Source organism: Paracoccus sp. JM45 (assembly GCF_003590715.1).
Taxonomy (GTDB): Bacteria; Pseudomonadota; Alphaproteobacteria; order Rhodobacterales; family Rhodobacteraceae; genus Paracoccus.
Genome location: NZ_QQVY01000018.1, coordinates 19482 through 38951 on the forward strand (window position 1 = coordinate 19482; position 19470 = coordinate 38951).

Below are 19470 nucleotides of genomic sequence, written 5' to 3' on the forward strand. Positions count from 1 at the left end.
GTAAAGTCAACCGCCACGCTTCAATCGTTGGGCCACAAACCAGTCCAGACGGCGTTTAAGTTCACGTTCGAAGCCCCTTTCCACCGGAGTGTACAGCACAGGTCGCTTCAACCCGTCAGGAAAATAGTTCTGGCCGCTAAAGCCGTCCTCGGCGTCATGGTCATAGGCATAGCCGGCACCATAGCCCTGATCCTTCATCATCCTGGTCGGCGCGTTCAGGATATGGGCAGGCGGCGTCAGGCTGCCGGTCCGCTTTGCTTCGACGCGTGCGGCCTTATAGGCGGCATAACCGGCGTTCGATTTCGGCGCCAAAGCCAGATAAAGCACCGCCTGCCCCAAGGCCAGTTCACCTTCGGGGCTGCCAAGCCGTTCATACATTGCCCATGCGTCCAGACAGTGACGTGCTGCGGCGGGATCGGCCAGACCGATATCCTCGACCGCCATGCGGGTGATCCTGCGGGCAAGATAGCGGGGATCCTCGCCCCCCTCCAACATGCGGGCAAACCAGTACAGTGCCGCATCGGGGTCACTGCCGCGCACGGATTTATGCAAGGCCGAGATCAGGTTGTAATGTTCATCCCCCGATTTGTCGTATTTCGCAGCCCGCTTCATCAGGCGTTGAGCAAGCGCATCGCGGTCGATCTTGGTGTCGGTTTTCCACGCGGCCACCTGCTCGATCAGGTTCAGCGCTGCGCGGCCATCACCATCTGCCATCTCTAGCAGGCTGTCCCGTGCCTGAGGTGTCAGTGGCAGTTTGCGCCCCAGTTCGCGTTCCGCCCGTTGGGCCATCAGCTCCAGATCCGCCAGCGACAGGCGTTCCAGCACAATAACCTGTGCGCGCGACATAACAGCGGCGTTCAGTTCAAAGCTGGGATTTTCAGTAGTGGCCCCCACAAGAAGAATGGTGCCATCTTCCATATGCGGCAGGAAACTGTCCTGCTGGGCTTTGTTAAAGCGGTGGATTTCGTCGACAAAAAGCAATGTCCCACGCCCCTGCCCTGCGCGAAGACGGGCCGCATCGAAAACTTTGCGTAATTCCGGCACGCCGGTAAAAATGGCGCTGATCTGGACAAAGGCCAGATCGGTTTCATCCGCCAGCAGACGCGCAATGGTCGTTTTGCCCACCCCCGGCGGCCCCCAGAGGATCAGCGATGACAGGCTGTTTGCTGCAAGCATACTGCCAAGCGGACCATCAGGACCCAAGACCTTACCTTGACCGATCACCTGCGACAGGCGGGTCGGACGGATGCGGTCGGCTAGCGGTCGAGGACCGGCAGCTTTGGCGGGCGGGGTGTCGTTATCGAAAAGATCAGCCATAGGTGAATAGTCTAGGGCCGTCGCGGCAACAGCAACAGCCCTGTTTCATAAGCGTCAGTGCATCTTCGAGGCAAGATCTATCGCGACACATTGGAAATTGGCATCATCGATCCACAGTTCTGGGCCCAAAGCTTCGGCTGACAGGCCGCAGCGGCCATACCAGCGTGGCCAGTTCGCACCCGTCAAAGCAATCAGTTTGGTGGCGCCCATATCACGGGCGGACGAGGTCATCGCCTCGACCATTTTGAAATGCACCTTACGGCGGTACATCTGCGGGATCGAATGGCTGACAAAGACACGCGAACATTCCCAGACATGCGGATCAACCGGCGCCTTGTCATTAAGCAGATTTTGCGGGATCGACCCGCCCAAGATGCCTTCCTGAGCGTCGCGGATCATATAGGAATAGATTCCGCAGCGCGCAGTTGTCGGTGTCAGCCGGATACCTGCCAATATCTCGGTCGTGTCATGGATAGCGATCCAGCGGCTTTGCGGGGTATCATACTGGTCGAACTCCATATCGTCCGATTCCGGCAGATCCCAGTTTTTCTGGACGATGAAGCTCTGCTTCCTTGCGCGGAAAAGATTCGCAAACAGTTCGCCGTGATTGTGAAGGTTGGAAAAGGACAAAGTCGTAATCTGCATTAGATGCTCCTGGGGTGTAAGGGGCCCCTTCCCTGCAATAACGGAACCCAAGACAACATCATCACAGCAGACGGTATTCCTTGGCGCGTTGAAGTGCTTCGGCCGTAGTGCGTGCTTTAAGGCGTTCACGCACCGAAATAAGTCTTGCCTTGAATGCACTTTCAGTAATGCCAAGCTTTGCCGCCGCCGCCGCATGACGATCACCTTGCGCGATACAACGAAGGGCTTCTTTCTGAGCCTTGGTCAGGCTCGCTGGCGGCTCGGTGATGTCGTGCAACCGCTCGATTGTGACCGAAATATCCTCGATCTCGTTATCGGTCAGTTCACGATCAGGCCGCGCGAATGACGCAATGGTCCGCGATGAAATCGGACCATGGGCCACCGTAAGTCCGAATGTCAGCCCATGATTCGCCGCCTCTCGCAGAATGTTGAAAGGATCGGGGATAGGCAAAGCCGACCAGCGACATGCACCCGTCGTGGAAAAGCCCCAGGCAATCGTCGGGTCACGCAACGCGTAACCGTTCTCCGAATAGAACTCGGACCAGCTTTCCGGATAGGTCTGGAATTGCATCAACGGGGCGGCAAAACGGATGTGCAGACCCACGAAATACCCCGACTGGGAAATCTTACCCAGTCTTGCGAGGCCAGCGTTTATATCTGCGCGTGATGACATGATGTTTTGGATAGGTTGAAACGATTAAGGTTAATTTCTAAACTAAAGATGTGGCAATAGTGTTGATCACTGGTTAATTGGCGTAAAAATTCCGTCTTTTCCATAAATGCCCCCCTGTGCGACGACCTTCTGCCCATTCGGGCAGCGTCGGCAAGCCTAGTTACCCTGACTTTACCTCAATAGTCGCGTTTTCGTTCCTATAGTAACGTTACGTCACATTTTTTTGCCTGAAATATAGAAAAACCCCGCCATGCGAATGCATAGCGGGGCTGAATTCTGCCAACGAGGGGATAAGCCTCAATCTTCGGCGGTGAATTCCGATTCAAGGCGCGCGCGGTCAGCTGCACCCTTTGCGGTGGTGTCGCGGTCGACCAGTTCGATGATCGCCATCGGCGCCATGTCACCATAACGGAAACCGGCTTTCAGAACGCGCGAATAGCCGCCCTGACGCTCTTTGTAACGCTCACCCAGAACGTCGAACAGTTTTGCAACATGCATGTCCTGCTTCAGCTGCGATGCAGCCTGGCGGCGGGCGTGCAGATCGCCGCGCTTGGCAAGCGTGATCAGCTTTTCGATGATCGGGCGAAGTTCTTTCGCCTTGGGCAGAGTCGTCTTGATCTGCTCATGCTCGATCAACGAGCCGGACATGTTGGCGAACAGCGCTTTGCGGTGTTCATGGGTACGGTTAAGGCGGCGATAGCCACGTGCGTGACGCATGATATTCTCCTATGACGTCTTTATACTTTGTCCGGCAGCCCATACGTAGCGGGCCACTCACCTTGGGGCATAAAGCCCATAGTCTGGCGGGACGCCGTGACGCCCCGCCGAAATCTTAGAACTGGTCGTCGAAACGCTTTGCCAGATCTTCGATGTTTTCCGGCGGCCAATCCACGACATCCATGCCAAGATGCAGACCCATGCCCGACAGCACTTCCTTAATTTCGTTCAAGGACTTGCGGCCAAAGTTAGGCGTGCGCAGCATCTCTGCTTCGGTTTTCTGGATCAGATCGCCGATATAAACGATATTGTCGTTCTTCAGGCAGTTCGCCGAACGGACCGACAATTCCAGCTCGTCGACTTTCTTCAGCAGACGCGGATCGAATTCCAGACCCTCATCGCTGTCCTGACGGCTTGCGGCTTCCGGCTCGTCGAAGTTGACGAAGACCGACAGCTGGTCCTGAACGATACGCGCGGCATATGCCACGGCATCTTCGGGGGTCAGCGAACCGTCGGTTTCGATCTTCATGGTTAGCTTGTCATAATCCAGCACCTGACCTTCGCGGGTCGGGGTGACTTCATAGCTGACGCGCTTGACGGGCGAGAAAATGGCGTCGATCGGGATCAGGCCGATCGGGGCGTCCTCGGGACGGTTCTTATCCGCAGCAACATAGCCCTTGCCCGTTTGCACGGTCAGTTCCATGTTCAGATCGGCACCGTCATCAAGATGGCAGATGACGTGGTCACGGTTCAGGACAGTGATGCCCGCCGTTTCCTGGATGTCGCTTGCCTTGACTTCGCCCGGACCTTTGGCCGACAGCGTCAGACGCTTGGGGCCTTCGACATCCATGCGCAGTTCGACGCCTTTCAGGTTCAGAACGATGTCGGTGACATCTTCCCGAACGCCGGCAACGCTGCTGAATTCATGCAGGACGTTGTCGATCTGGACGGCGGTAATGGCACCACCCTGAAGCGACGACATCAAAACGCGACGAAGCGCGTTGCCAAGCGTCAGGCCGAAGCCCCGCTCTAGCGGTTCGGCAATAACTGTCGCCGTCCGGGTCGCGTCAGCGCCCGGCTTGACTGCCAACTGGGTTGGCTTGATCAGTTCAGCCCAATTCTTGTGGATCATGGGTTTGCCTCCATACCTGTCCCCGTCTCATGACCAAAGTCGGAAACGCCCGAGGTGAAATGCGAAATTCCGGACCGCACGAAATAGGCGCGGTCCGGTCGTTGATGATCCGAAAATTAGACGCGGCGACGCTTCGGAGGGCGGCAGCCGTTATGTGCGATCGGCGTCACGTCACGGATCGCCGTGATGTTGAAGCCTGCAGCAGCCAAAGCGCGCAGAGCCGATTCACGACCCGAACCCGGGCCTTGGACTTCGACGTCCAACGTGCGCACGCCATGTTCCTGAGCCTTGCGGCCAGCATCTTCGGCAGCCATCTGGGCGGCATAGGGGGTCGATTTGCGCGAACCCTTGAAGCCCATCGTACCGGCCGAGGACCACGCAATCGCGTTGCCCTGAACGTCCGAGATCAGGATCTTGGTGTTGTTGAAGCTGGAGTTCACATGAGCAACGCCGGTGGCGATGTTCTTGCGCTCTTTACGCTTCATACGAGTCTTATCACGTGCCATATCGCTGCCCCTTACTTCTTCTTGCCGGCAATAGCTTTTGCCGGGCCCTTACGGGTGCGCGCATTGGTATGCGTGCGCTGACCGCGGACCGGAAGGCCACGACGGTGACGAAGGCCACGATACGAACCCAGATCCATCATACGCTTGACGTTCATCTGGACTTCGCGGCGCAGGTCGCCTTCGACGGTCAGATTGGCGTCAATGTATTCACGGATCTGAAGAACTTCTGCATCCGACAGCTCGTTCACGCGACGCGTGCGGTCGATGCCCGCAGCTTCGCAGATCTGTTCGGCAAACATGCTGCCGATGCCGTGGATGTAGGTCAGTGCGATGGGGACGCGTTTCCCCGTCGGAATGTTTACGCCAGCAATACGAGCCACGCGTTTTCCTTTTCAGTTGCGGTTCCGTAGCACCGGAACCTTTTTTCACAACGCAAGGCCCGAAAGCCATGCCTTCGGGCCAATCGAAGATCACCCGTTGCCGGGCGATTCTCTTACGAGATGCCGTGATCTATCGGCAGTCCCGCGCCGGGTCAAGCCCGAGCGAACATCTATTGCCTTATGCATCCAGTGCTTTGGCAATTTCCGCACCGACCTGATCCATTGCCGCCAGACCGTCGACACGCGACAGCTTTTCCTTGGCATAGTAATAGCCGATCAGCGGCGACGTCTTTTTATAATATTCCAGCAGACGCGTCTTCAGGCTGTCTGCATTGTCATCCGCGCGACGCTTCAGATCGGTCGAGCCACAGACATCACAGACTCCCTCTTTGGCGGTCGGTTTGGTTTCATCGTGGTAAACCTCACCGCAGTTGCCACAGGTATAGCGTCCGGTGATGCGACGCACCAATGCCTCATCGTCAACCTGCATTTCGATGACAGCATCAAGGTTCATGCCGGTTTCGGCCAGCAGATCCCCAAGCGCGTCTGCCTGTGCCAAAGTGCGCGGGAAGCCGTCGAAGATGAAACCGTTCCCGCCATTCGCAAGCTGTTCACGGATAAGGCCGATAACGATCTCGTCTGTGACCAGCTCGCCGCGGTCCATGACCTCGGCGACGCGCTTGCCCATCTCGGTTCCCGAACTGCGGGCGGCGCGCAGCATGTCACCAGTGGACAGCTGGACCAAGCCACGCTCCTCGACCAGGCGGCGGGCCTGGGTGCCCTTGCCGGCACCTGGTGGCCCCAGCAGGATAATATTGATGGTCATGGCGTGTCCCCCTCAGGCTGGCCGTTTTTCGGCCGTCTTTAGCGTCATGTGACTACTGTGTCCGGTTCAGCGGCGCGATGGTGCGCGACGCGGCTTCGGTGTCCCCGGTTTACGTTTACCGCGCAGCTGGGATTTTTCAATCAATCCTTCATATTGATGCGCCAGAAGATGGCTTTGCACCTGATTGATCGTATCCATCGTCACCGAAACGACGATCAGCACCGAAGTCCCGCCTAGATAAACCGGAATAGAGAACTGCGTCCGCAGAATTTCCGGCATCAGGCAGACGATGGCCAAATAGGCCGAACCGATCACCAGCAGGCGATTGACCACATAGTCCAGATATTCCTGCGTGCGCTTGCCCGGACGGATGCCGGGAATGAAGCCACCCTGATTTTTCAGATTGTCAGCCACATCATCGGTCTTGAACGAAACATTCTGCGTATAGAAATATGTGAAGAACACGATCATGCTTGCAAAGAACAGCAGATACAGCGGCTGACCCGGACCGAAATAGGCCAGAATCGTCGACATGATCGGACCGGATTCATTGCCCGAGAAGGTCGAGATCGTAATTGGCAGCAACAGCAACGAACTGGCAAAGATCGCTGGAATGACGCCTGCGGGGTTCACCTTGACCGGAAGGTGGCTGGACTGGCCGTCATAGACCTTCATGCCGACCTGACGCCGCGGATACTGGATGCGGATCTTGCGAAGCGCGCGCTCCATGAAGACTACAAAGGCAATTACGGCGACCAGCATGACGATCACAAACAGGATCACCGGCGTTGAAATCGCACCCGAACGGCCTTGGGCAAAGAAGGATGCCAATGCTGCGGGGATTTCCGCCAGAATACCGACAAAGATGATCAGCGAGATACCGTTGCCGATGCCGCGTGCGGTGATCTGTTCACCCAGCCACATCAGGAACATCGTGCCGCCGACCAGCGTGATCACGACCGAAGCCTGAAAGAACAGACCGGCGTCATGCGCCAGACCGCCAGCCTCGAGGCTGCGGGCCAGACCATAGGCTTGGAACAGTGCCAGTGCGACCGTGCCATACCGCGTATACTGGTTGATCTTCTTGCGGCCCTGCTCGCCCTCTTTCTTCAACTGTTCCAGCGAGGGAACCATCGACGTCAGAAGCTGGACGATAATCGAGGCCGAAATATAGGGCATGATCCCCAAGGCGAAAACGCCCATCCGGCCAAGTGCACCGCCAGTGAACATCGACAGCATGCCGCCGATGCCCGATTGGGCCTGATCCATAAAGTTGCGCAACGCAGCGCCATCAATTCCCGGAACGGGAATATAGGTGCCGATGCGATACATGATCAGAACACCAAGCGTGAACCAGATCCGTTGGCGAAGTTCCGTGGCTCTTCCAAGCTGACCCCATGAGAGGTTCGCGGCCATCTGTTCTGCGGCTGACGCCATGTGTGTCCGTCCCGTGTCATGACAGCGCCGCCGGCCCGTTTTCCGGGGACGGCGGCGCCTGAAAACCTAGATGCTATCTACGGGGCCTCTGCGCCCCGATCAACAGCTTATTCAGCAGCAGCCGCCTTGGCAGGCAACGTAACCTTACCACCGATCTTCTCGACTGCGTCGATTGCGGCTTTGGAAGCGCCGGTCACGACGATGGTCAGACCCGCCTTCAGTTCGCCTTTTGCCAGCAGACGGATACCGTCAAGCTTGCGGCGAACCAGACCCGATGCAACCAATGCGTCTTCGGTCAGCTCGGCTTTGCCGTCGATTTTGCCGTCATCGATGAAGCGCTGGATCTGGCCCAGGTTCACAACAGCAAAGGATTTTGCGTTCGGCGCAGTGAAACCGCGCTTGGGCAGACGACGGTACAGTGGCATCTGGCCGCCTTCGTAGCCGCCTAATGCGACGCCCGAACGCGACTTCTGACCTTTGATACCACGGCCAGCCATCTTACCTTTGCCCGAACCAGGACCACGCGCAACGCGCTTCTTGGTACGGTTTGCGCCTTCGTTATCACGAATTTCGTGTAGTTTCATGTCGCTTCTCCTTCGCCGGACACACCCCAGAAGCGATACAGGGGGACACGGCATGTCGTATAAATGAATCACAATGCCACAAGGGCACCGAGCGCCTATACGCGGATTGGGAATGGCTTTCAAGCGATCCGACAGCCACAACGCCAAGGTTTTCGCAGCGTCCCACGTGCTTGTGTCTTGAGAACACGCCACGTCCAGCCCATCAAACGCCAACCCATTTCCAAAAAGCAGCTTCGATCCATGCGTATCATTCTGACAACCGTCGCCATTGCTCTGTCGTTTCCCCCTGCCCTGCTGGCCGCAGAACCGACGATGTGCAGCACACGCATCAATGGGAAGGATATTGTTCTGGGTTACGACAAAGAGGAAGCGAAGCTTTCCGAACGCTATTCCAGGCGGGAACAGCTGGCCGCCCGTGTCGGACGCCACGACTGCCCCAGCTATGTCGTGCTGCGCAGTCTGACCCCTGAACTGACCGATGATCAACGGCTGCCCTTTTGCCTGCGTCAGGACGAGGACTCCGATTCTGTCATCGGTTATGATCTTGGCGATCGCGACGCATGGGGACGCTGCAAGGTGGCGTCATCTTCGGTATGTAGTCGGGTTAATCAAGCAACAGGCGCAGCGGGGGCACTGACATCGACCGCCGCGCGAAAGTCTGTTGCCGGACTACATGCATTACCCGATGCCTCCGGTGCGGTGATTGTCAGCGGAACCGGCAGTGTCATTTCCGGAGCATTGGCGTCCCTTGGCGGGGCGGCTGCCGTAGTCGCCGCGTCACCCGTCTTGTTAACAGGCGCGGCGGTGTCTGTCGTCGCGGTCGGCGGAACGGTTTATGCTTGCCGGGCCGAAAACTAAGGTCTGCAAACGAAAAACGCCCCGCTGAAGCGGGGCGCCTTCCTTGCCAGATTACGAATGAATCAGGCTTTTTCTTCGATGATCACCACCATGTGGGGGATCTTCGCAACCATACCGCGCACTGCCGGAGTATCTTCCAGCTCGCGGGTGCGGTTCATTTTGTTCAGGCCCAGACCTTTCAGCGTAGCACGCTGAATGGCGGGACGACGGATCGGAGAACCGATCTGCTTGACGACGATCGTTGCCATGTGCCTTGTCCTTACGCTTCGACAGCGGCGTCAGCCGGCTTGTCGTTCGAGGGCAGGATGTCAGCCACTTTCTTGCCGCGACGCTGCGCGACCGAACGGGGGCTAGCTTCCTTTTTCAGGCCGTCCAAGGTTGCGCGGATCATGTTGTAAGGGTTTTGCGACCCTTGCGACTTCGCCACGACGTCCTGGATGCCCAGCATTTCGAACACAGCGCGCATCGGACCACCAGCGATGATGCCGGTACCCGGAACGGCGGTGCGCATGATCACTTTACCGGCGCCATGACGGCCTTCCATGTCGTGATGCAGCGTACGACCGTCGCGCAGCGGAACGCGGATCAGACCACGCTTTGCTTGCTCGGTTGCTTTACGGATCGCCTCGGGGACCTCTTTGGCCTTACCCTTGCCGAAACCGACGCGGCCGCGCTGGTCACCAACAACGACCAAAGCAGCAAAGCCGAAGCGCTTACCACCCTTGACGGTTTTCGACACGCGGTTGATCGCAACCAAGCGATCCTGGAATTCCGGGTTTTCTTCGCGGTCATTGCGACCGCCCCGGCGGTTGTCACGTTCTGCCATGAGGCATTCCTTATACGGTGGCGCGCTTACCGCGCCGTTTATCCGATTCAGGTGGATGCAAGCATCCCCGAATCATCGGGGTGGCGCATCGTTAAATGCGCCACCCGCAACATTAGAACTTCAGACCACCTTCACGGGCGGCGTCAGCCAATGCTTTGACCTTACCGTGGAAAATAAAGCCACCGCGGTCGAAGACAACTTCTTCCACGCCAGCTGCTTTCGCACGCTCGGCAATTGCCGCACCGATTTTCGATGCTGCTTCGACATTATTCTTGCCTACCAGACCAAAATCCTTCTCCAGCGTGCTGGCCGCAGCCAGAGTCACGCCGTTCAGATCGTCGATGACCTGAACCGAGATGTTTTTGGACGAGCGATGGATCGACAGGCGCGGACGCCCGTTCGACATTGCCCGCAGTTTGTTCCGCACGCGCAAGCGGCGCTTCTGGAACAGCTCTTGCTTTTTCAGTGCCATTTCATGCGCCCCTTACTTCTTCTTGCCTTCCTTACGGAAAACATACTCGCCCTTATAGCGAATGCCTTTGCCCTTATAGGGCTCGGGCTTGCGCCATTCGCGAATGTTTGCCGCAACCTGGCCGACCAATTGCTGGTCGATACCTTCGACAATGATTTCCGTCTGTTTCGGGGACGTGATGGTCACGCCTTCCGGAATAGCGAAGTTCACGTCGTGCGAATAACCCAAAGCCAGCTTCAGAACCGAACCCTGCATCGTGGCGCGGTAACCCACACCCTGAATTTCCAGTTCTTTCTTGAAGCCTTGCGAAACGCCAACCGTCAGGTTCTCGATCATCGAGCGGGTCAGACCCCACTGTTGACGAGCACGCTTGGAATTGCCGCGTGGCTTTACGCTGACGACATTGTCGTCAAGCGAGATGTTCACATCATCGGTGGCAGTGAAGGTCCGGGTGCCTTTCGGCCCCTTGACTTCGATCTGCTGACCTTTGATTTCGGCCGTCACGCCCTGGGGCAGTTCGACCGGCTTTTTACCAATCCGAGACATCTGCTGCCCTCCTTAGAACACGGTGCAGAGAACTTCGCCGCCAACATTGGCATTGCGAGCTGCTGCATCCGACATGACGCCCTTCGGAGTCGAGACGATTGAAACGCCCAGACCCTGACGAACTTGCGGGATAGCTTTTGCGCCGGTGTAAACCCGACGACCCGGCTTCGACACGCGCGACACTTCACGGATAACCGGGATGCCGTCGTGGTACTTCAGGCCGATGTGCAGCTCGTGGTGGCCGGCATCGGTGGTTACAGCCTCGTATCCGCGGATGTAACCTTCGCTTTGCAGCACGTCCAGAACCCAAGCGCGCAGCTTGGAGGCCGGGGTGCGAACGGTCGATTTGCCGCGCATCTGCGCATTGCGGATGCGTGTCAGCATATCGCCGAGAGGATCGTTCATCATGTTATGTGCCCCCTTACCAGCTGGACTTGACCAGGCCGGGGATCTGACCGTGCGAGCCAAGCTCGCGCAGCATGATCCGCGACAGTTTCAATTTGCGGTAATACGCATGCGGACGACCGGTCAGTTGGCACCGGTTGTGCAGACGCGTAGCCGAAGAATTGCGCGGCAATTCGGCCAGCTTCAGCGTGGCCTTAAAGCGCTCTTCCATCGGGCGGGATTGGTCATGAACGATCTCGTTCAGTTCGGCGCGCTTTGCAGCGTACTTCTGAACCAGACGTTCGCGCTTCTTCTCGCGTTCGACCATGGATTTCTTTGCCATATCTTCTTTCCCTCCGCGACTCAGCTGGTGAACGGCATGTTGAAATGCTTCAACAGTGACTTCGCTACCGCGTCGGTCGTCGCGGTGGTGCAGATGATGATGTCCATCCCCAGAACTTCGTCGACCTTGTCGAAGTTGATTTCCGGGAACACGATGTGCTCTTTCAAACCCATCGCATAGTTGCCGCGACCGTCGAACGAGGTCGGCTTCACGCCGCGGAAGTCACGGACACGAGGCAGTGCGATGTTGATCAAGCGATCCATGAAATCGTACATACGGTCACCGCGCAGGGTCACCTTGCAGCCAAGCGGCATCTCTTCACGAACGCGGAAGCCGGCAATCGACTTCTTTGCATAGGTGATGACAGCTTTTTGGCCGGCGATCAGCGACAGCTCTTCAGCAGCCTGCTTGACCTTTTTGGTGTCCTTGACAGCTTCACCAACACCCATGTTCAGGACGATCTTGTCCAGACGCGGAAGCTGCATGTCGCTTTTATATCCGAACTCTTCTTTCAAAGCGGCACGGATGGTGTCGTTGTACTGCGCGCGAAGACGCGGAGTGTATTTGGTTGCGTCCAACATTAGATCACGTCTCCCGTGGTCTTGGCGAAGCGGACTTTCTTGCCGTCTTCCTCGCGGAAGCCGACACGGGTCGCTTTACCGTTCACGTCCATCAGGGCCAGGTTCGACAGATGGATCGGCATGGATTTCTCCACACGACCGCCCTGCGAGGTCTGAGTCTGACGCGTGTGACGGATCGCAACATTGATACCGTCAACGATGGCCTTCTGGTCCTTAGGCATCACAGTGGTGATTTCACCCTGCTTGCCCTTATCCTTGCCGGCCAAAACGACAACCTTGTCGCCTTTTTTAAGCTTGGCAGCCATTACAGCACCTCCGGCGCTAGCGAGATGATCTTCATGAAGCTTTTTGCACGAAGCTCACGAACGACCGGTCCGAAAATACGCGTACCGACCGGCTCACCCTGGTTGTTCAGGATGACGGCAGCATTGCGATCAAAACGGATCGAGGTACCGTCTTCACGGTTAACTTCTTTTGCGGTGCGGACGACTACGGCCTTACGGACGTCGCCTTTTTTAACCCGGCCCCGCGGGATGGCTTCCTTGACGGAAACGACAATAATGTCGCCCACCGACGCATAGCGACGGTGCGAACCACCCAGAACCTTGATGCACTGAACCCGGCGAGCGCCGGAGTTATCAGCAACATCCAGATTGGTCTGCATCTGGATCATTTGGTTTCTCCCGACCTTTGGAGACCGGATTATCCGGCCCCAGGGTTTCGATCATTTCTGATCTGTAATGGTGGACTTATGCCGAAGCAGCTTCGTCCAACAGGACAGTCCAGCGTTTCGTCTTCGAGATCGGGGCACATTCCGTGATACGGACGATGTCGCCGACCTTGAACTTGTTTTCCGCGTCATGTGCGCGGTATTTCTTCGAAGACCGGACGGTCTTGTGCAGCAGCGCGTGCTTGAAGCGACGCTCGACCAGAACGGTAACGGTCTGTTCGTTTTTGTCGCTGGTGACGCGGCCTTGCAGGATGCGTTTGGGCATGTGCCGGGCTCCTTAGTTCGAGGCCGCGGCTTCCGCCGCTTTCTGGTTCAAAATGGTCTTCACACGTGCGACGTCACGACGGACTTCGCGCATGCGAGCGGTGCTTGCGAGCTGGCCGGTGGCCTGCTGGAAGCGCAGGTTGAACGCTTCTTTCTTCAGCGTAACCAGCTGGTCTTTCAGCTGGTCAGGCGTGTTATTCCTGAGTTCATTCGCGTCCATGACGCCTCTTCCTTTCAACATCACCGGAGGGCCCCTGACATCCAGGGCCACCCTGATTCCGGTGGAGTTTCGTGATGAAGGCCTGCGGATACAGGCGATTCCGTCTGTTTGCAACCCTTTATCCCGACACTGCGGGAAAAGAAAAACCCCGCCGATCTCTCGGCGGGGTCGGGCAGGCCTGCGATGCACCAAGGTGCGTCGGGCTTACCAGTCTTCGCGTGCGACGATGCGGGTCAGAACCGGCAATTTCATCGCGCCAAGGCGCAAAGCTTCGCGGGCGATGGTGTCGTTGACACCGTCGATCTCGAACATGATCCGGCCGGGGTGGACGCGGGCAGCCCAGAAATCGACCGAGCCCTTACCTTTACCCATCCGGACTTCCGTCGGCTTCGACGAAACCGGGACATCCGGGAAAATCCGGATCCAGACACGACCCTGACGCTTCATGTGACGCGTGATCGCGCGGCGAGCCGCTTCGATCTGGCGCGCGGTCACACGCTCGGGCTCGACAGCCTTCAGCGCGAACGAGCCGAAGTTCAGGTCGAAACCGCCTTTAGCAGCACCGTGGATACGGCCTTTGTGCTGTTTGCGGTACTTTGTACGTTTCGGTTGCAGCATTTTGGTTACTCCTTACCGAGCGTCGCGGCGCGGACCGCGGGGGGCCGGACCTTCCTGAGCCTCGGCAGCGCGGCGATCATGGGCTTGCGGATCATGTTCCATGATCTCACCCTTGAAAATCCACACTTTGATGCCGATGATCCCGTAGGGGGTCGTGGCTTCGCACAGGGCATAATCGATGTCAGCACGCAGAGTGTGCAGCGGAACGCGACCTTCGCGGTACCATTCGGTACGTGCGATTTCTGCACCGCCAAGACGGCCGGCAACGTTCACACGGATACCCAAAGCACCCTGACGCATAGCGTTCTGGACCGAGCGCTTCATCGCGCGACGGAACGAAACGCGACGCTCAAGCTGCTGAGCGATCGATTCGGCAACCAGTGCCGCGTCGACGTCGGGCTTGCGCACTTCAACGATGTTCAGATGCACTTCGCTGTCGGTGAAACCGGCCAGCTTCTTGCGCAGAACTTCGATGTCCGCACCCTTTTTGCCGATGATAACACCGGGACGCGCTGCGTGAATGGTCACGCGGCACTTCTTGTGGGGGCGTTCGATGATGACACGGCTGACGCCTGCCTGCTTGGCTTCCTTCTTGATGAATTCCCGAATTTTCAGGTCTTCAAGAAGCAGGTTACCATAGTCTTTGTCGTCGGCGTACCAGCGGCTGTCCCAAGTGCGGTTAACCTGCAGGCGCATGCCGATCGGATTGACCTTCTGACCCATTACGCTTGCTCCTCGACTTGGCGCACCTTGATGGTGATTTCCGAAAACGGCTTCATGATCTTGCCGAAACGACCACGTGCCCGCGGACGGCCACGCTTCATCACCAGGTTTTTGCCAACCCAGGCTTCGGCGACGATCAGGTTGTCGACGTCAAGGCCATGGTTGTTTTCGGCGTTTGCGATAGCCGACTGAAGGCATTTCTTCACGTCGCCAGCGATACGCTTATGCGAGAAAGTCAGGTCGGTCAGGGCCTTGTCGACTTTCTTGCCGCGGATCAATTGCGCAACCAGGTTCAGCTTCTGCGGCGAGGTGCGAAGCATCTTCGTTTTTGCGAAGGCCTCGTTCTCCGCCACGCGGCGCGGATTGTTTTCCTTACCCATGACGATTACTTCCTCTTCGCTTTCTTGTCCGCAGCGTGACCGTAATAGGTCCGCGTGGGCGAATATTCACCGAACTTCTGGCCGATCATTTCTTCGCTGACTGCAACCGGGATATGCTTGTGCCCGTTGTAGACGCCGAAGGTCAGACCCACGAATTGTGGCAGAATGGTCGAACGACGCGACCAGATCTTGATGACGTCGGATTTTCCCGCATCACGGGCCTTTTCCGCTTTCTTGAGCACATAGGCGTCAACAAAGGGGCCCTTCCAAACAGAACGTGCCATGGATCAACGCCCCTTCTTTTTCGCGTGGCGCGAACGCAAGATATACTTGTCGGTCGCTTTATTGCTGCGGGTCTTCTTACCCTTGGTGTCTTTACCCCAAGGCGTGACCGGCGTGCGGCCACCCGAAGTACGACCTTCACCACCACCATGCGGGTGGTCGATCGGGTTCATCGCGACACCACGAACCGAAGGACGAATGCCCTTGTGACGGTTACGGCCTGCTTTACCCAGATTCTGGTTCGAGTGATCCGAGTTGGACACGGCACCGATGGTGGCCATGCATTCCTGACGGACCAGACGCAGTTCGCCCGAGGACAAACGGATCTGTGCATAGCCGCCGTCACGACCGACGAACTGTGCATAGGTGCCAGCCGAACGTGCGATCTGTCCACCCTTACCGGGCTTCAGCTCAACGTTGTGGACGATCGTACCGATGGGCATGCCGCTGAAGGGCATGGCGTTACCGGGCTTCACGTCGACTTTTTTGCCAGCATAGACTTTGTCGCCAATGGCAAGACGCTGGGGCGCAAGGATATAAGCCTGCTCGCCGTCTTCGTACTTGACCAATGCGATGAATGCCGTGCGGTTGGGATCGTATTCGATACGTTCGACAACAGCCGCGACGTCGAATTTCGTCCGCTTGAAATCAACGATGCGATACAAACGCTTCGCACCGCCGCCTTGGCGACGCATGGTGATCCGTCCGGTGTTGTTCCGGCCGCCTTTCTTGGTCAGACCCTCAGTAAGGGTTTTGACCGGGCGACCTTTCCAAAGCTCCGAACGGTCGATCAGAACCAGCCCACGCTGGCCAGGCGTCGTCGGTTTATACGACTTCAATGCCATCTTTCTGTCTTCCGTTGCTTTGGACCGAGATGGTCCGTTTCAGTCAATTAATGCGGCCCCGGAACATGTCCGGGGCCGCAGAATCGTGCCCTACTATCAGAGTCCCGTCGAGACGTCGATAGTGTTCCCTGCTTCCAGGGTCACATAGGCTTTCTTGACGTCGTTCCGACGGCCCAACTGGCCCTTGAAACGCTTGGTCTTGCCTTTGGTGATGGTGGTGTTGACCGCCTTCACCTTGACGCCGAACAAAGCTTCGACGGCCTGCTTGATCTGCGGCTTGGTCGAATCTTTGGTCACCTGGAACACGACGCCGTTGTTTTCGGCAGTCATGGTCGCTTTTTCGGTGATGATCGGCTTGACGATCACGTCGTAATGTTCGGCTTTCGCGCTCATTTCAGACGAGCCTCCAGAGCTTCGACACCAGCGCGCGTGATCACCAGCGTGTCACGCTTGAGGATGTCATACACGTTGGCACCCATCGAAGGCAGGATATCCACGCCTTCGAGGTTGCGTGCGGCGCGGGCGAAGTTTTCGTTCACTTCGGCTCCGTCGATCACCAGAACACGCTTCCAACCATTTTCCTTAACAGCTTTTGCGACTGCCGAGGTTTTGGCGTTGTCGAGGTTCAGATCCTCGATGATCACCAGTTCACCAGCGGTTGCTTTTGCCGAAAGGGCATGACGCAGACCCAGGGCCCGCACCTTCTTGGGCAGATCAAAAGCGTGCGACCGCGGGGTCGGACCCTTATAGATACCACCGTGACGGAAGATCGGCGCATTGCGCGAACCGTGACGTGCACCACCGGTGCCCTTCTGGCGGTAGATCTTCTTGGTCGAGTAGCTGACGTCGGAACGGCCCAGCACCGAGTGGGTGCCTGCCTGTGCCTTCGCACGCTGCCAGCGGACAACACGCTGCAGGAGGTCGCCACGTGGCACCAACCCGAAGATATCGTCTGCCAGCTCGATCGATCCGGCTTTGCCGGCGTCCAGCTTGATCACATCGAGTTTCATCACTTGTCTCCTTCCGGCGCGGCTTCGCCGTTGTCGGACTCGGTCGATGCCTCGGCTTCCTTCAGCGCAGCTTCCTGTTCGGCGGCTGCAGCTTCTTCAGCGGCGATGCGGGCGGCTTCTGCTTCGGCTGCAGCTGCGTTAGCTGCCTCGTCTGCAAGACGCTTCGCTTCTTCAGCTGCTGATTTCAGCGCGGCGGGATAGATCACGTTCTCGGGCGTGGCTTTCTTGACCGCGTCCTTGATCGTCACCCAACCACCTTTGGAACCGGGAACCGAACCTTTGACCATGATCAGGCCACGATCGGCATCGGTACGGACAACCTGCAGGTTCTGCGTGGTGACGCGAACCGCACCAAGATGACCGGCCATCTTCTTACCTTTGAAGACTTTGCCAGGATCCTGACACTGACCGGTCGAACCATGCGAACGGTGGCTGACCGAGACGCCGTGCGTCGCGCGAAGGCCGCCGAAGTTGTGACGCTTCATCGCGCCCGCAAAGCCTTTACCGATCGAGATACCGGCGATGTCCACGAACTGACCTGCGAAATAGTGGTCAGCAGTGATTTCTTCACCGACGTTGATCAGGTTTTCTTCGGCAACGCGGAATTCCGCGATCTTGCGCTTGGGCGCAACCGAAGCTTTTGCAAAGTGACCGCGCATGGCAGCGGTGGTCCGCTTGACCTTGGCAGTGCCTGCACCCAGCTGCACAGCCGTATAGCCGTCGCGGTCAGCCGTACGCTGCGCGACAACCTGAAGGCCGTCCATCTGAAGAACAGTGACGGGAACCTGACGGCCGTCCTCAAGGAACAGACGCGTCATGCCCAGTTTCTTGGCGATAACACCAGTACGCAACATGTCTTGCCTCCTCAGACTTTGATCTCGACATCCACGCCAGCGGCGAGGTCGAGCTTCATGAGGGCGTCAACGGTCTGCGGGGTCGGATCAACGATGTCCAACAGACGCTTGTGCGTGCGGATTTCCCACTGGTCGCGCGACTTCTTGTCGATGTGCGGACCACGGAGAACCGTAAATTTTTCGATTTTGTTCGGCAGCGGAATGGGACCGCGGACGGTTGCGCCGGTGCGCTTGGCCGTATTGACGATCTCTTGCGTGCTGGCATCCAACACACGATAGTCAAAGGCTTTCAGCCGGATCCGGATATTCTGGCTTGGCATTGCACTTCCCTTGATGGGGAGTTCCAGTCGAGAGGCTGACATCGCACCGCGCGGCGCCAGCATCGGACCGTATGAAAAAGTAGAGGCCGCCCTTCAAAGGCGGCCCTACGGGCAGCAGACGATTCGCTTCGGAAAGCGACAGTCTCGACTGCGATGCCGCCATCTGCCTGAAATATGCGTTTGGGTCAAGGGGGCTTGGGCGGATTGCGCCTTTATCCATTGAAAAAGGCCGCCCCGAAGGACGGCCTTTCCCTGCCTTGACCCCGAAAGGATCAGGCGATGATTTTGGAGACGACGCCTGCACCGACGGTGCGGCCGCCTTCGCGGATGGCAAAGCGCAGTTTGTCTTCCATTGCGATCGGCGCGATCAGTTCGACTTCGAACTTCAGGTTGTCGCCGGGCATGACCATTTCCGTACCTTCCGGCAGGGTCACCGTCCCGGTCACGTCGGTCGTGCGGAAGTAGAACTGCGGACGGTAGTTGGCGAAGAACGGCGTGTGACGGCCACCCTCTTCCTTGGTCAGGATATAGGCTTCGGCTTCGAACTTGGTGTGCGGCGTGACCGACTTCGGCTTGACCAGAACCTGGCCACGCTCGACGCCTTCACGGTCGATACCGCGCAGCAGAACACCCACGTTGTCGCCAGCTTCACCACGATCCAGCAGTTTGCGGAACATTTCCACGCCCGTGCAGGTCGTTTTTTTGGTGTCGCGGATACCCACGATTTCCAGTTCGTCGCCGACGTTGACAGCACCACGCTCGACGCGACCGGTCACAACCGTACCACGGCCCGAGATCGAGAACACGTCTTCGATCGGCAGCAGGAAGGGCTGGTCCACGGCGCGCTCGGGCGTCGGGATGTATTCGTCGACAGCAGCCAGCAGGGCGCGGATCGAGTTCTCACCGATTTCCTCGTCGCGACCTTCCATTGCAGCAAGAGCCGAGCCCTTGATGATCGGAATGTCGTCGCCCGGATAGTCATAGCTGGACAGCAGCT

32 protein-coding genes are annotated in these 19470 nt (G+C 57.7%); 1 reads left to right on the top strand and 31 read right to left on the bottom strand.

Features of this window, described 5'->3' with window-relative positions; translation table 11 throughout:
* Positions 1-6: 6 nt before the first annotated feature.
* The 10 genes from DWB67_RS15210 to rplO all read right to left on the bottom strand — a co-directional run bounded on the left by DWB67_RS15210 (position 7) and on the right by rplO (position 8217).
* Positions 7-1317, bottom strand: a complete 1311-nt coding sequence (locus DWB67_RS15210; protein ID WP_119808437.1) for a replication-associated recombination protein A — start codon at positions 1315-1317, stop codon at positions 7-9.
* 54 nt (positions 1318-1371) lie between these two features.
* Positions 1372-1962, bottom strand: a complete 591-nt coding sequence (locus tag DWB67_RS15215) for an acyl-homoserine-lactone synthase (RefSeq protein WP_119808438.1) — start codon at positions 1960-1962, stop codon at positions 1372-1374.
* 61 nt (positions 1963-2023) lie between these two features.
* Complete coding sequence (locus tag DWB67_RS15220) at positions 2024-2635, bottom strand: autoinducer binding domain-containing protein (protein ID WP_119808439.1); 612 nt, start codon at positions 2633-2635, stop codon at positions 2024-2026.
* Positions 2636-2932: 297 nt separating this feature from the next.
* On the bottom strand, positions 2933-3352 hold the full coding sequence (rplQ, locus tag DWB67_RS15225) for a 50S ribosomal protein L17 (RefSeq protein WP_119808440.1): 420 nt from the start codon (positions 3350-3352) through the stop codon (positions 2933-2935).
* A 115-nt stretch (positions 3353-3467) separates the two neighbouring features.
* The gene (locus tag DWB67_RS15230; protein ID WP_119808441.1) at positions 3468-4484 is read right to left on the bottom strand and encodes a DNA-directed RNA polymerase subunit alpha; all 1017 of its coding nucleotides are present in this window, start codon (positions 4482-4484) and stop codon (positions 3468-3470) included.
* A 116-nt stretch (positions 4485-4600) separates the two neighbouring features.
* Positions 4601-4990, bottom strand: a complete 390-nt coding sequence (gene rpsK / locus DWB67_RS15235) for a 30S ribosomal protein S11 (protein WP_042247912.1) — start codon at positions 4988-4990, stop codon at positions 4601-4603.
* An 11-nt stretch (positions 4991-5001) separates the two neighbouring features.
* Positions 5002-5370 (bottom strand): 30S ribosomal protein S13, encoded by a 369-nt coding sequence (rpsM, locus tag DWB67_RS15240; RefSeq protein ID WP_119808442.1) that lies wholly within the window; start codon positions 5368-5370, stop codon positions 5002-5004.
* A 178-nt stretch (positions 5371-5548) separates the two neighbouring features.
* Complete coding sequence (locus DWB67_RS15245) at positions 5549-6196, bottom strand: adenylate kinase (RefSeq protein ID WP_119808443.1); 648 nt, start codon at positions 6194-6196, stop codon at positions 5549-5551.
* Between the two features lie 66 nt (positions 6197-6262).
* Positions 6263-7633, bottom strand: coding sequence for a preprotein translocase subunit SecY (gene secY, locus DWB67_RS15250; protein ID WP_119808444.1), 1371 nt, complete (start codon positions 7631-7633; stop codon positions 6263-6265).
* A 107-nt stretch (positions 7634-7740) separates the two neighbouring features.
* The gene (rplO, locus tag DWB67_RS15255) at positions 7741-8217 is read right to left on the bottom strand and encodes a 50S ribosomal protein L15 (protein WP_119808445.1); all 477 of its coding nucleotides are present in this window, start codon (positions 8215-8217) and stop codon (positions 7741-7743) included.
* Between the two features lie 240 nt (positions 8218-8457).
* Between rplO and DWB67_RS15260 the strand changes: the two genes are divergently transcribed.
* A complete protein-coding gene (locus DWB67_RS15260) occupies positions 8458-9075 on the top strand; it encodes a hypothetical protein (RefSeq protein ID WP_119808446.1) in 618 nt (205 codons plus the stop codon).
* A gap of 62 nt (positions 9076-9137) precedes the next feature.
* On the opposite strand, the gene rpmD is transcribed toward DWB67_RS15260, so the two are convergent.
* From rpmD to DWB67_RS15365, 21 genes are all read right to left on the bottom strand, one after another.
* Positions 9138-9323: a 50S ribosomal protein L30 gene (gene rpmD / locus DWB67_RS15265; RefSeq protein WP_119808447.1), complete on the bottom strand. Its 186-nt coding sequence runs from the start codon at positions 9321-9323 to the stop codon at positions 9138-9140.
* Positions 9324-9334: 11 nt separating this feature from the next.
* A complete protein-coding gene (gene rpsE / locus DWB67_RS15270) occupies positions 9335-9901 on the bottom strand; it encodes a 30S ribosomal protein S5 (protein WP_119808448.1) in 567 nt (188 codons plus the stop codon).
* 112 nt (positions 9902-10013) lie between these two features.
* Positions 10014-10373 carry a 50S ribosomal protein L18 gene (gene rplR, locus DWB67_RS15275; RefSeq protein ID WP_119808449.1) on the bottom strand — a complete coding sequence of 120 codons (360 nt, stop codon included), beginning with the start codon at positions 10371-10373 and terminating at the stop codon, positions 10014-10016.
* 12 nt (positions 10374-10385) lie between these two features.
* Positions 10386-10919, bottom strand: coding sequence for a 50S ribosomal protein L6 (gene rplF / locus DWB67_RS15280; protein ID WP_119808450.1), 534 nt, complete (start codon positions 10917-10919; stop codon positions 10386-10388).
* Positions 10920-10931: 12 nt separating this feature from the next.
* Complete coding sequence (gene rpsH, locus DWB67_RS15285; RefSeq protein ID WP_119808467.1) at positions 10932-11324, bottom strand: 30S ribosomal protein S8; 393 nt, start codon at positions 11322-11324, stop codon at positions 10932-10934.
* Positions 11325-11340: 16 nt separating this feature from the next.
* A complete protein-coding gene (gene rpsN, locus DWB67_RS15290) occupies positions 11341-11646 on the bottom strand; it encodes a 30S ribosomal protein S14 (RefSeq protein WP_119808451.1) in 306 nt (101 codons plus the stop codon).
* 20 nt (positions 11647-11666) lie between these two features.
* Positions 11667-12227, bottom strand: coding sequence for a 50S ribosomal protein L5 (gene rplE, locus DWB67_RS15295; RefSeq protein WP_119808452.1), 561 nt, complete (start codon positions 12225-12227; stop codon positions 11667-11669).
* On the bottom strand, positions 12227-12532 hold the full coding sequence (gene rplX / locus DWB67_RS15300) for a 50S ribosomal protein L24 (RefSeq protein WP_119808453.1): 306 nt from the start codon (positions 12530-12532) through the stop codon (positions 12227-12229). Before rplX ends, rplE begins: the two co-directional genes overlap by 1 nt.
* A complete protein-coding gene (rplN, locus tag DWB67_RS15305) occupies positions 12532-12900 on the bottom strand; it encodes a 50S ribosomal protein L14 (protein ID WP_072295573.1) in 369 nt (122 codons plus the stop codon). Before rplN ends, rplX begins: the two co-directional genes overlap by 1 nt.
* Before the next feature lie 76 nt (positions 12901-12976).
* Positions 12977-13222 carry a 30S ribosomal protein S17 gene (gene rpsQ / locus DWB67_RS15310; RefSeq protein WP_119808454.1) on the bottom strand — a complete coding sequence of 82 codons (246 nt, stop codon included), beginning with the start codon at positions 13220-13222 and terminating at the stop codon, positions 12977-12979.
* Positions 13223-13234: 12 nt separating this feature from the next.
* Positions 13235-13441 (bottom strand): 50S ribosomal protein L29, encoded by a 207-nt coding sequence (gene rpmC, locus DWB67_RS15315; RefSeq protein ID WP_119808455.1) that lies wholly within the window; start codon positions 13439-13441, stop codon positions 13235-13237.
* A gap of 204 nt (positions 13442-13645) precedes the next feature.
* Positions 13646-14059 (bottom strand): 50S ribosomal protein L16, encoded by a 414-nt coding sequence (gene rplP / locus DWB67_RS15320; RefSeq protein ID WP_119808456.1) that lies wholly within the window; start codon positions 14057-14059, stop codon positions 13646-13648.
* 12 nt (positions 14060-14071) lie between these two features.
* Positions 14072-14782, bottom strand: coding sequence for a 30S ribosomal protein S3 (gene rpsC / locus DWB67_RS15325; protein ID WP_119808457.1), 711 nt, complete (start codon positions 14780-14782; stop codon positions 14072-14074).
* The gene (gene rplV / locus DWB67_RS15330) at positions 14782-15162 is read right to left on the bottom strand and encodes a 50S ribosomal protein L22 (RefSeq protein ID WP_119808458.1); all 381 of its coding nucleotides are present in this window, start codon (positions 15160-15162) and stop codon (positions 14782-14784) included. The genes rpsC and rplV overlap by 1 nt, the downstream gene beginning before the upstream one ends.
* Before the next feature lie 5 nt (positions 15163-15167).
* Positions 15168-15446 (bottom strand): 30S ribosomal protein S19, encoded by a 279-nt coding sequence (gene rpsS, locus DWB67_RS15335; protein WP_119808459.1) that lies wholly within the window; start codon positions 15444-15446, stop codon positions 15168-15170.
* A gap of 3 nt (positions 15447-15449) precedes the next feature.
* Positions 15450-16289: a 50S ribosomal protein L2 gene (rplB, locus tag DWB67_RS15340; protein ID WP_119808460.1), complete on the bottom strand. Its 840-nt coding sequence runs from the start codon at positions 16287-16289 to the stop codon at positions 15450-15452.
* A 96-nt stretch (positions 16290-16385) separates the two neighbouring features.
* Complete coding sequence (locus DWB67_RS15345; protein WP_119808461.1) at positions 16386-16682, bottom strand: 50S ribosomal protein L23; 297 nt, start codon at positions 16680-16682, stop codon at positions 16386-16388.
* Entirely contained in the window at positions 16679-17299 is a 621-nt protein-coding gene (rplD, locus tag DWB67_RS15350) for a 50S ribosomal protein L4 (RefSeq protein ID WP_119808462.1), read from the bottom strand. The genes DWB67_RS15345 and rplD overlap by 4 nt, the downstream gene beginning before the upstream one ends.
* A complete protein-coding gene (rplC, locus tag DWB67_RS15355; protein WP_119808463.1) occupies positions 17299-18153 on the bottom strand; it encodes a 50S ribosomal protein L3 in 855 nt (284 codons plus the stop codon). Before rplC ends, rplD begins: the two co-directional genes overlap by 1 nt.
* A gap of 11 nt (positions 18154-18164) precedes the next feature.
* Positions 18165-18473, bottom strand: a complete 309-nt coding sequence (gene rpsJ / locus DWB67_RS15360; protein ID WP_119808464.1) for a 30S ribosomal protein S10 — start codon at positions 18471-18473, stop codon at positions 18165-18167.
* A gap of 272 nt (positions 18474-18745) precedes the next feature.
* Positions 18746-19470, bottom strand: a 725-nt coding sequence (locus tag DWB67_RS15365; protein WP_255418704.1) for an EF-Tu/IF-2/RF-3 family GTPase, incomplete at its 5' end; no start/stop codon positions are given.

What these genes read in the sequence shown, in the direction of transcription:
- DWB67_RS15210 (WP_119808437.1), bottom strand. Translation starts at nt 1,317, where the DNA reads ATGGCTGATCTTTTCGATAACGACACCCCGCCCGCCAAAGCTGCCGGT.
- DWB67_RS15215 (WP_119808438.1), bottom strand. Translation starts at nt 1,962, where the DNA reads ATGCAGATTACGACTTTGTCCTTTTCCAACCTTCACAATCACGGCGAA.
- DWB67_RS15220 (WP_119808439.1), bottom strand. Translation starts at nt 2,635, where the DNA reads ATGTCATCACGCGCAGATATAAACGCTGGCCTCGCAAGACTGGGTAAG.
- rplQ (WP_119808440.1), bottom strand. Translation starts at nt 3,352, where the DNA reads ATGCGTCACGCACGTGGCTATCGCCGCCTTAACCGTACCCATGAACAC.
- DWB67_RS15230 (WP_119808441.1), bottom strand. Translation starts at nt 4,484, where the DNA reads ATGATCCACAAGAATTGGGCTGAACTGATCAAGCCAACCCAGTTGGCA.
- rpsK (WP_042247912.1), bottom strand. Translation starts at nt 4,990, where the DNA reads ATGGCACGTGATAAGACTCGTATGAAGCGTAAAGAGCGCAAGAACATC.
- DWB67_RS15245 (WP_119808443.1), bottom strand. Translation starts at nt 6,196, where the DNA reads ATGACCATCAATATTATCCTGCTGGGGCCACCAGGTGCCGGCAAGGGC.
- secY (WP_119808444.1), bottom strand. Translation starts at nt 7,633, where the DNA reads ATGGCGTCAGCCGCAGAACAGATGGCCGCGAACCTCTCATGGGGTCAG.
- rplO (WP_119808445.1), bottom strand. Translation starts at nt 8,217, where the DNA reads ATGAAACTACACGAAATTCGTGATAACGAAGGCGCAAACCGTACCAAG.
- DWB67_RS15260 (WP_119808446.1), top strand. Translation starts at nt 8,458, where the DNA reads ATGCGTATCATTCTGACAACCGTCGCCATTGCTCTGTCGTTTCCCCCT.
- rpmD (WP_119808447.1), bottom strand. Translation starts at nt 9,323, where the DNA reads ATGGCAACGATCGTCGTCAAGCAGATCGGTTCTCCGATCCGTCGTCCC.
- rpsE (WP_119808448.1), bottom strand. Translation starts at nt 9,901, where the DNA reads ATGGCAGAACGTGACAACCGCCGGGGCGGTCGCAATGACCGCGAAGAA.
- rplR (WP_119808449.1), bottom strand. Translation starts at nt 10,373, where the DNA reads ATGGCACTGAAAAAGCAAGAGCTGTTCCAGAAGCGCCGCTTGCGCGTG.
- rplF (WP_119808450.1), bottom strand. Translation starts at nt 10,919, where the DNA reads ATGTCTCGGATTGGTAAAAAGCCGGTCGAACTGCCCCAGGGCGTGACG.
- rpsH (WP_119808467.1), bottom strand. Translation starts at nt 11,324, where the DNA reads ATGAACGATCCTCTCGGCGATATGCTGACACGCATCCGCAATGCGCAG.
- rpsN (WP_119808451.1), bottom strand. Translation starts at nt 11,646, where the DNA reads ATGGCAAAGAAATCCATGGTCGAACGCGAGAAGAAGCGCGAACGTCTG.
- rplE (WP_119808452.1), bottom strand. Translation starts at nt 12,227, where the DNA reads ATGTTGGACGCAACCAAATACACTCCGCGTCTTCGCGCGCAGTACAAC.
- rplX (WP_119808453.1), bottom strand. Translation starts at nt 12,532, where the DNA reads ATGGCTGCCAAGCTTAAAAAAGGCGACAAGGTTGTCGTTTTGGCCGGC.
- rplN (WP_072295573.1), bottom strand. Translation starts at nt 12,900, where the DNA reads ATGATCCAGATGCAGACCAATCTGGATGTTGCTGATAACTCCGGCGCT.
- rpsQ (WP_119808454.1), bottom strand. Translation starts at nt 13,222, where the DNA reads ATGCCCAAACGCATCCTGCAAGGCCGCGTCACCAGCGACAAAAACGAA.
- rpmC (WP_119808455.1), bottom strand. Translation starts at nt 13,441, where the DNA reads ATGGACGCGAATGAACTCAGGAATAACACGCCTGACCAGCTGAAAGAC.
- rplP (WP_119808456.1), bottom strand. Translation starts at nt 14,059, where the DNA reads ATGCTGCAACCGAAACGTACAAAGTACCGCAAACAGCACAAAGGCCGT.
- rpsC (WP_119808457.1), bottom strand. Translation starts at nt 14,782, where the DNA reads ATGGGTCAGAAGGTCAATCCGATCGGCATGCGCCTGCAGGTTAACCGC.
- rplV (WP_119808458.1), bottom strand. Translation starts at nt 15,162, where the DNA reads ATGGGTAAGGAAAACAATCCGCGCCGCGTGGCGGAGAACGAGGCCTTC.
- rpsS (WP_119808459.1), bottom strand. Translation starts at nt 15,446, where the DNA reads ATGGCACGTTCTGTTTGGAAGGGCCCCTTTGTTGACGCCTATGTGCTC.
- rplB (WP_119808460.1), bottom strand. Translation starts at nt 16,289, where the DNA reads ATGGCATTGAAGTCGTATAAACCGACGACGCCTGGCCAGCGTGGGCTG.
- DWB67_RS15345 (WP_119808461.1), bottom strand. Translation starts at nt 16,682, where the DNA reads ATGAGCGCGAAAGCCGAACATTACGACGTGATCGTCAAGCCGATCATC.
- rplD (WP_119808462.1), bottom strand. Translation starts at nt 17,299, where the DNA reads ATGAAACTCGATGTGATCAAGCTGGACGCCGGCAAAGCCGGATCGATC.
- rplC (WP_119808463.1), bottom strand. Translation starts at nt 18,153, where the DNA reads ATGTTGCGTACTGGTGTTATCGCCAAGAAACTGGGCATGACGCGTCTG.
- rpsJ (WP_119808464.1), bottom strand. Translation starts at nt 18,473, where the DNA reads ATGCCAAGCCAGAATATCCGGATCCGGCTGAAAGCCTTTGACTATCGT.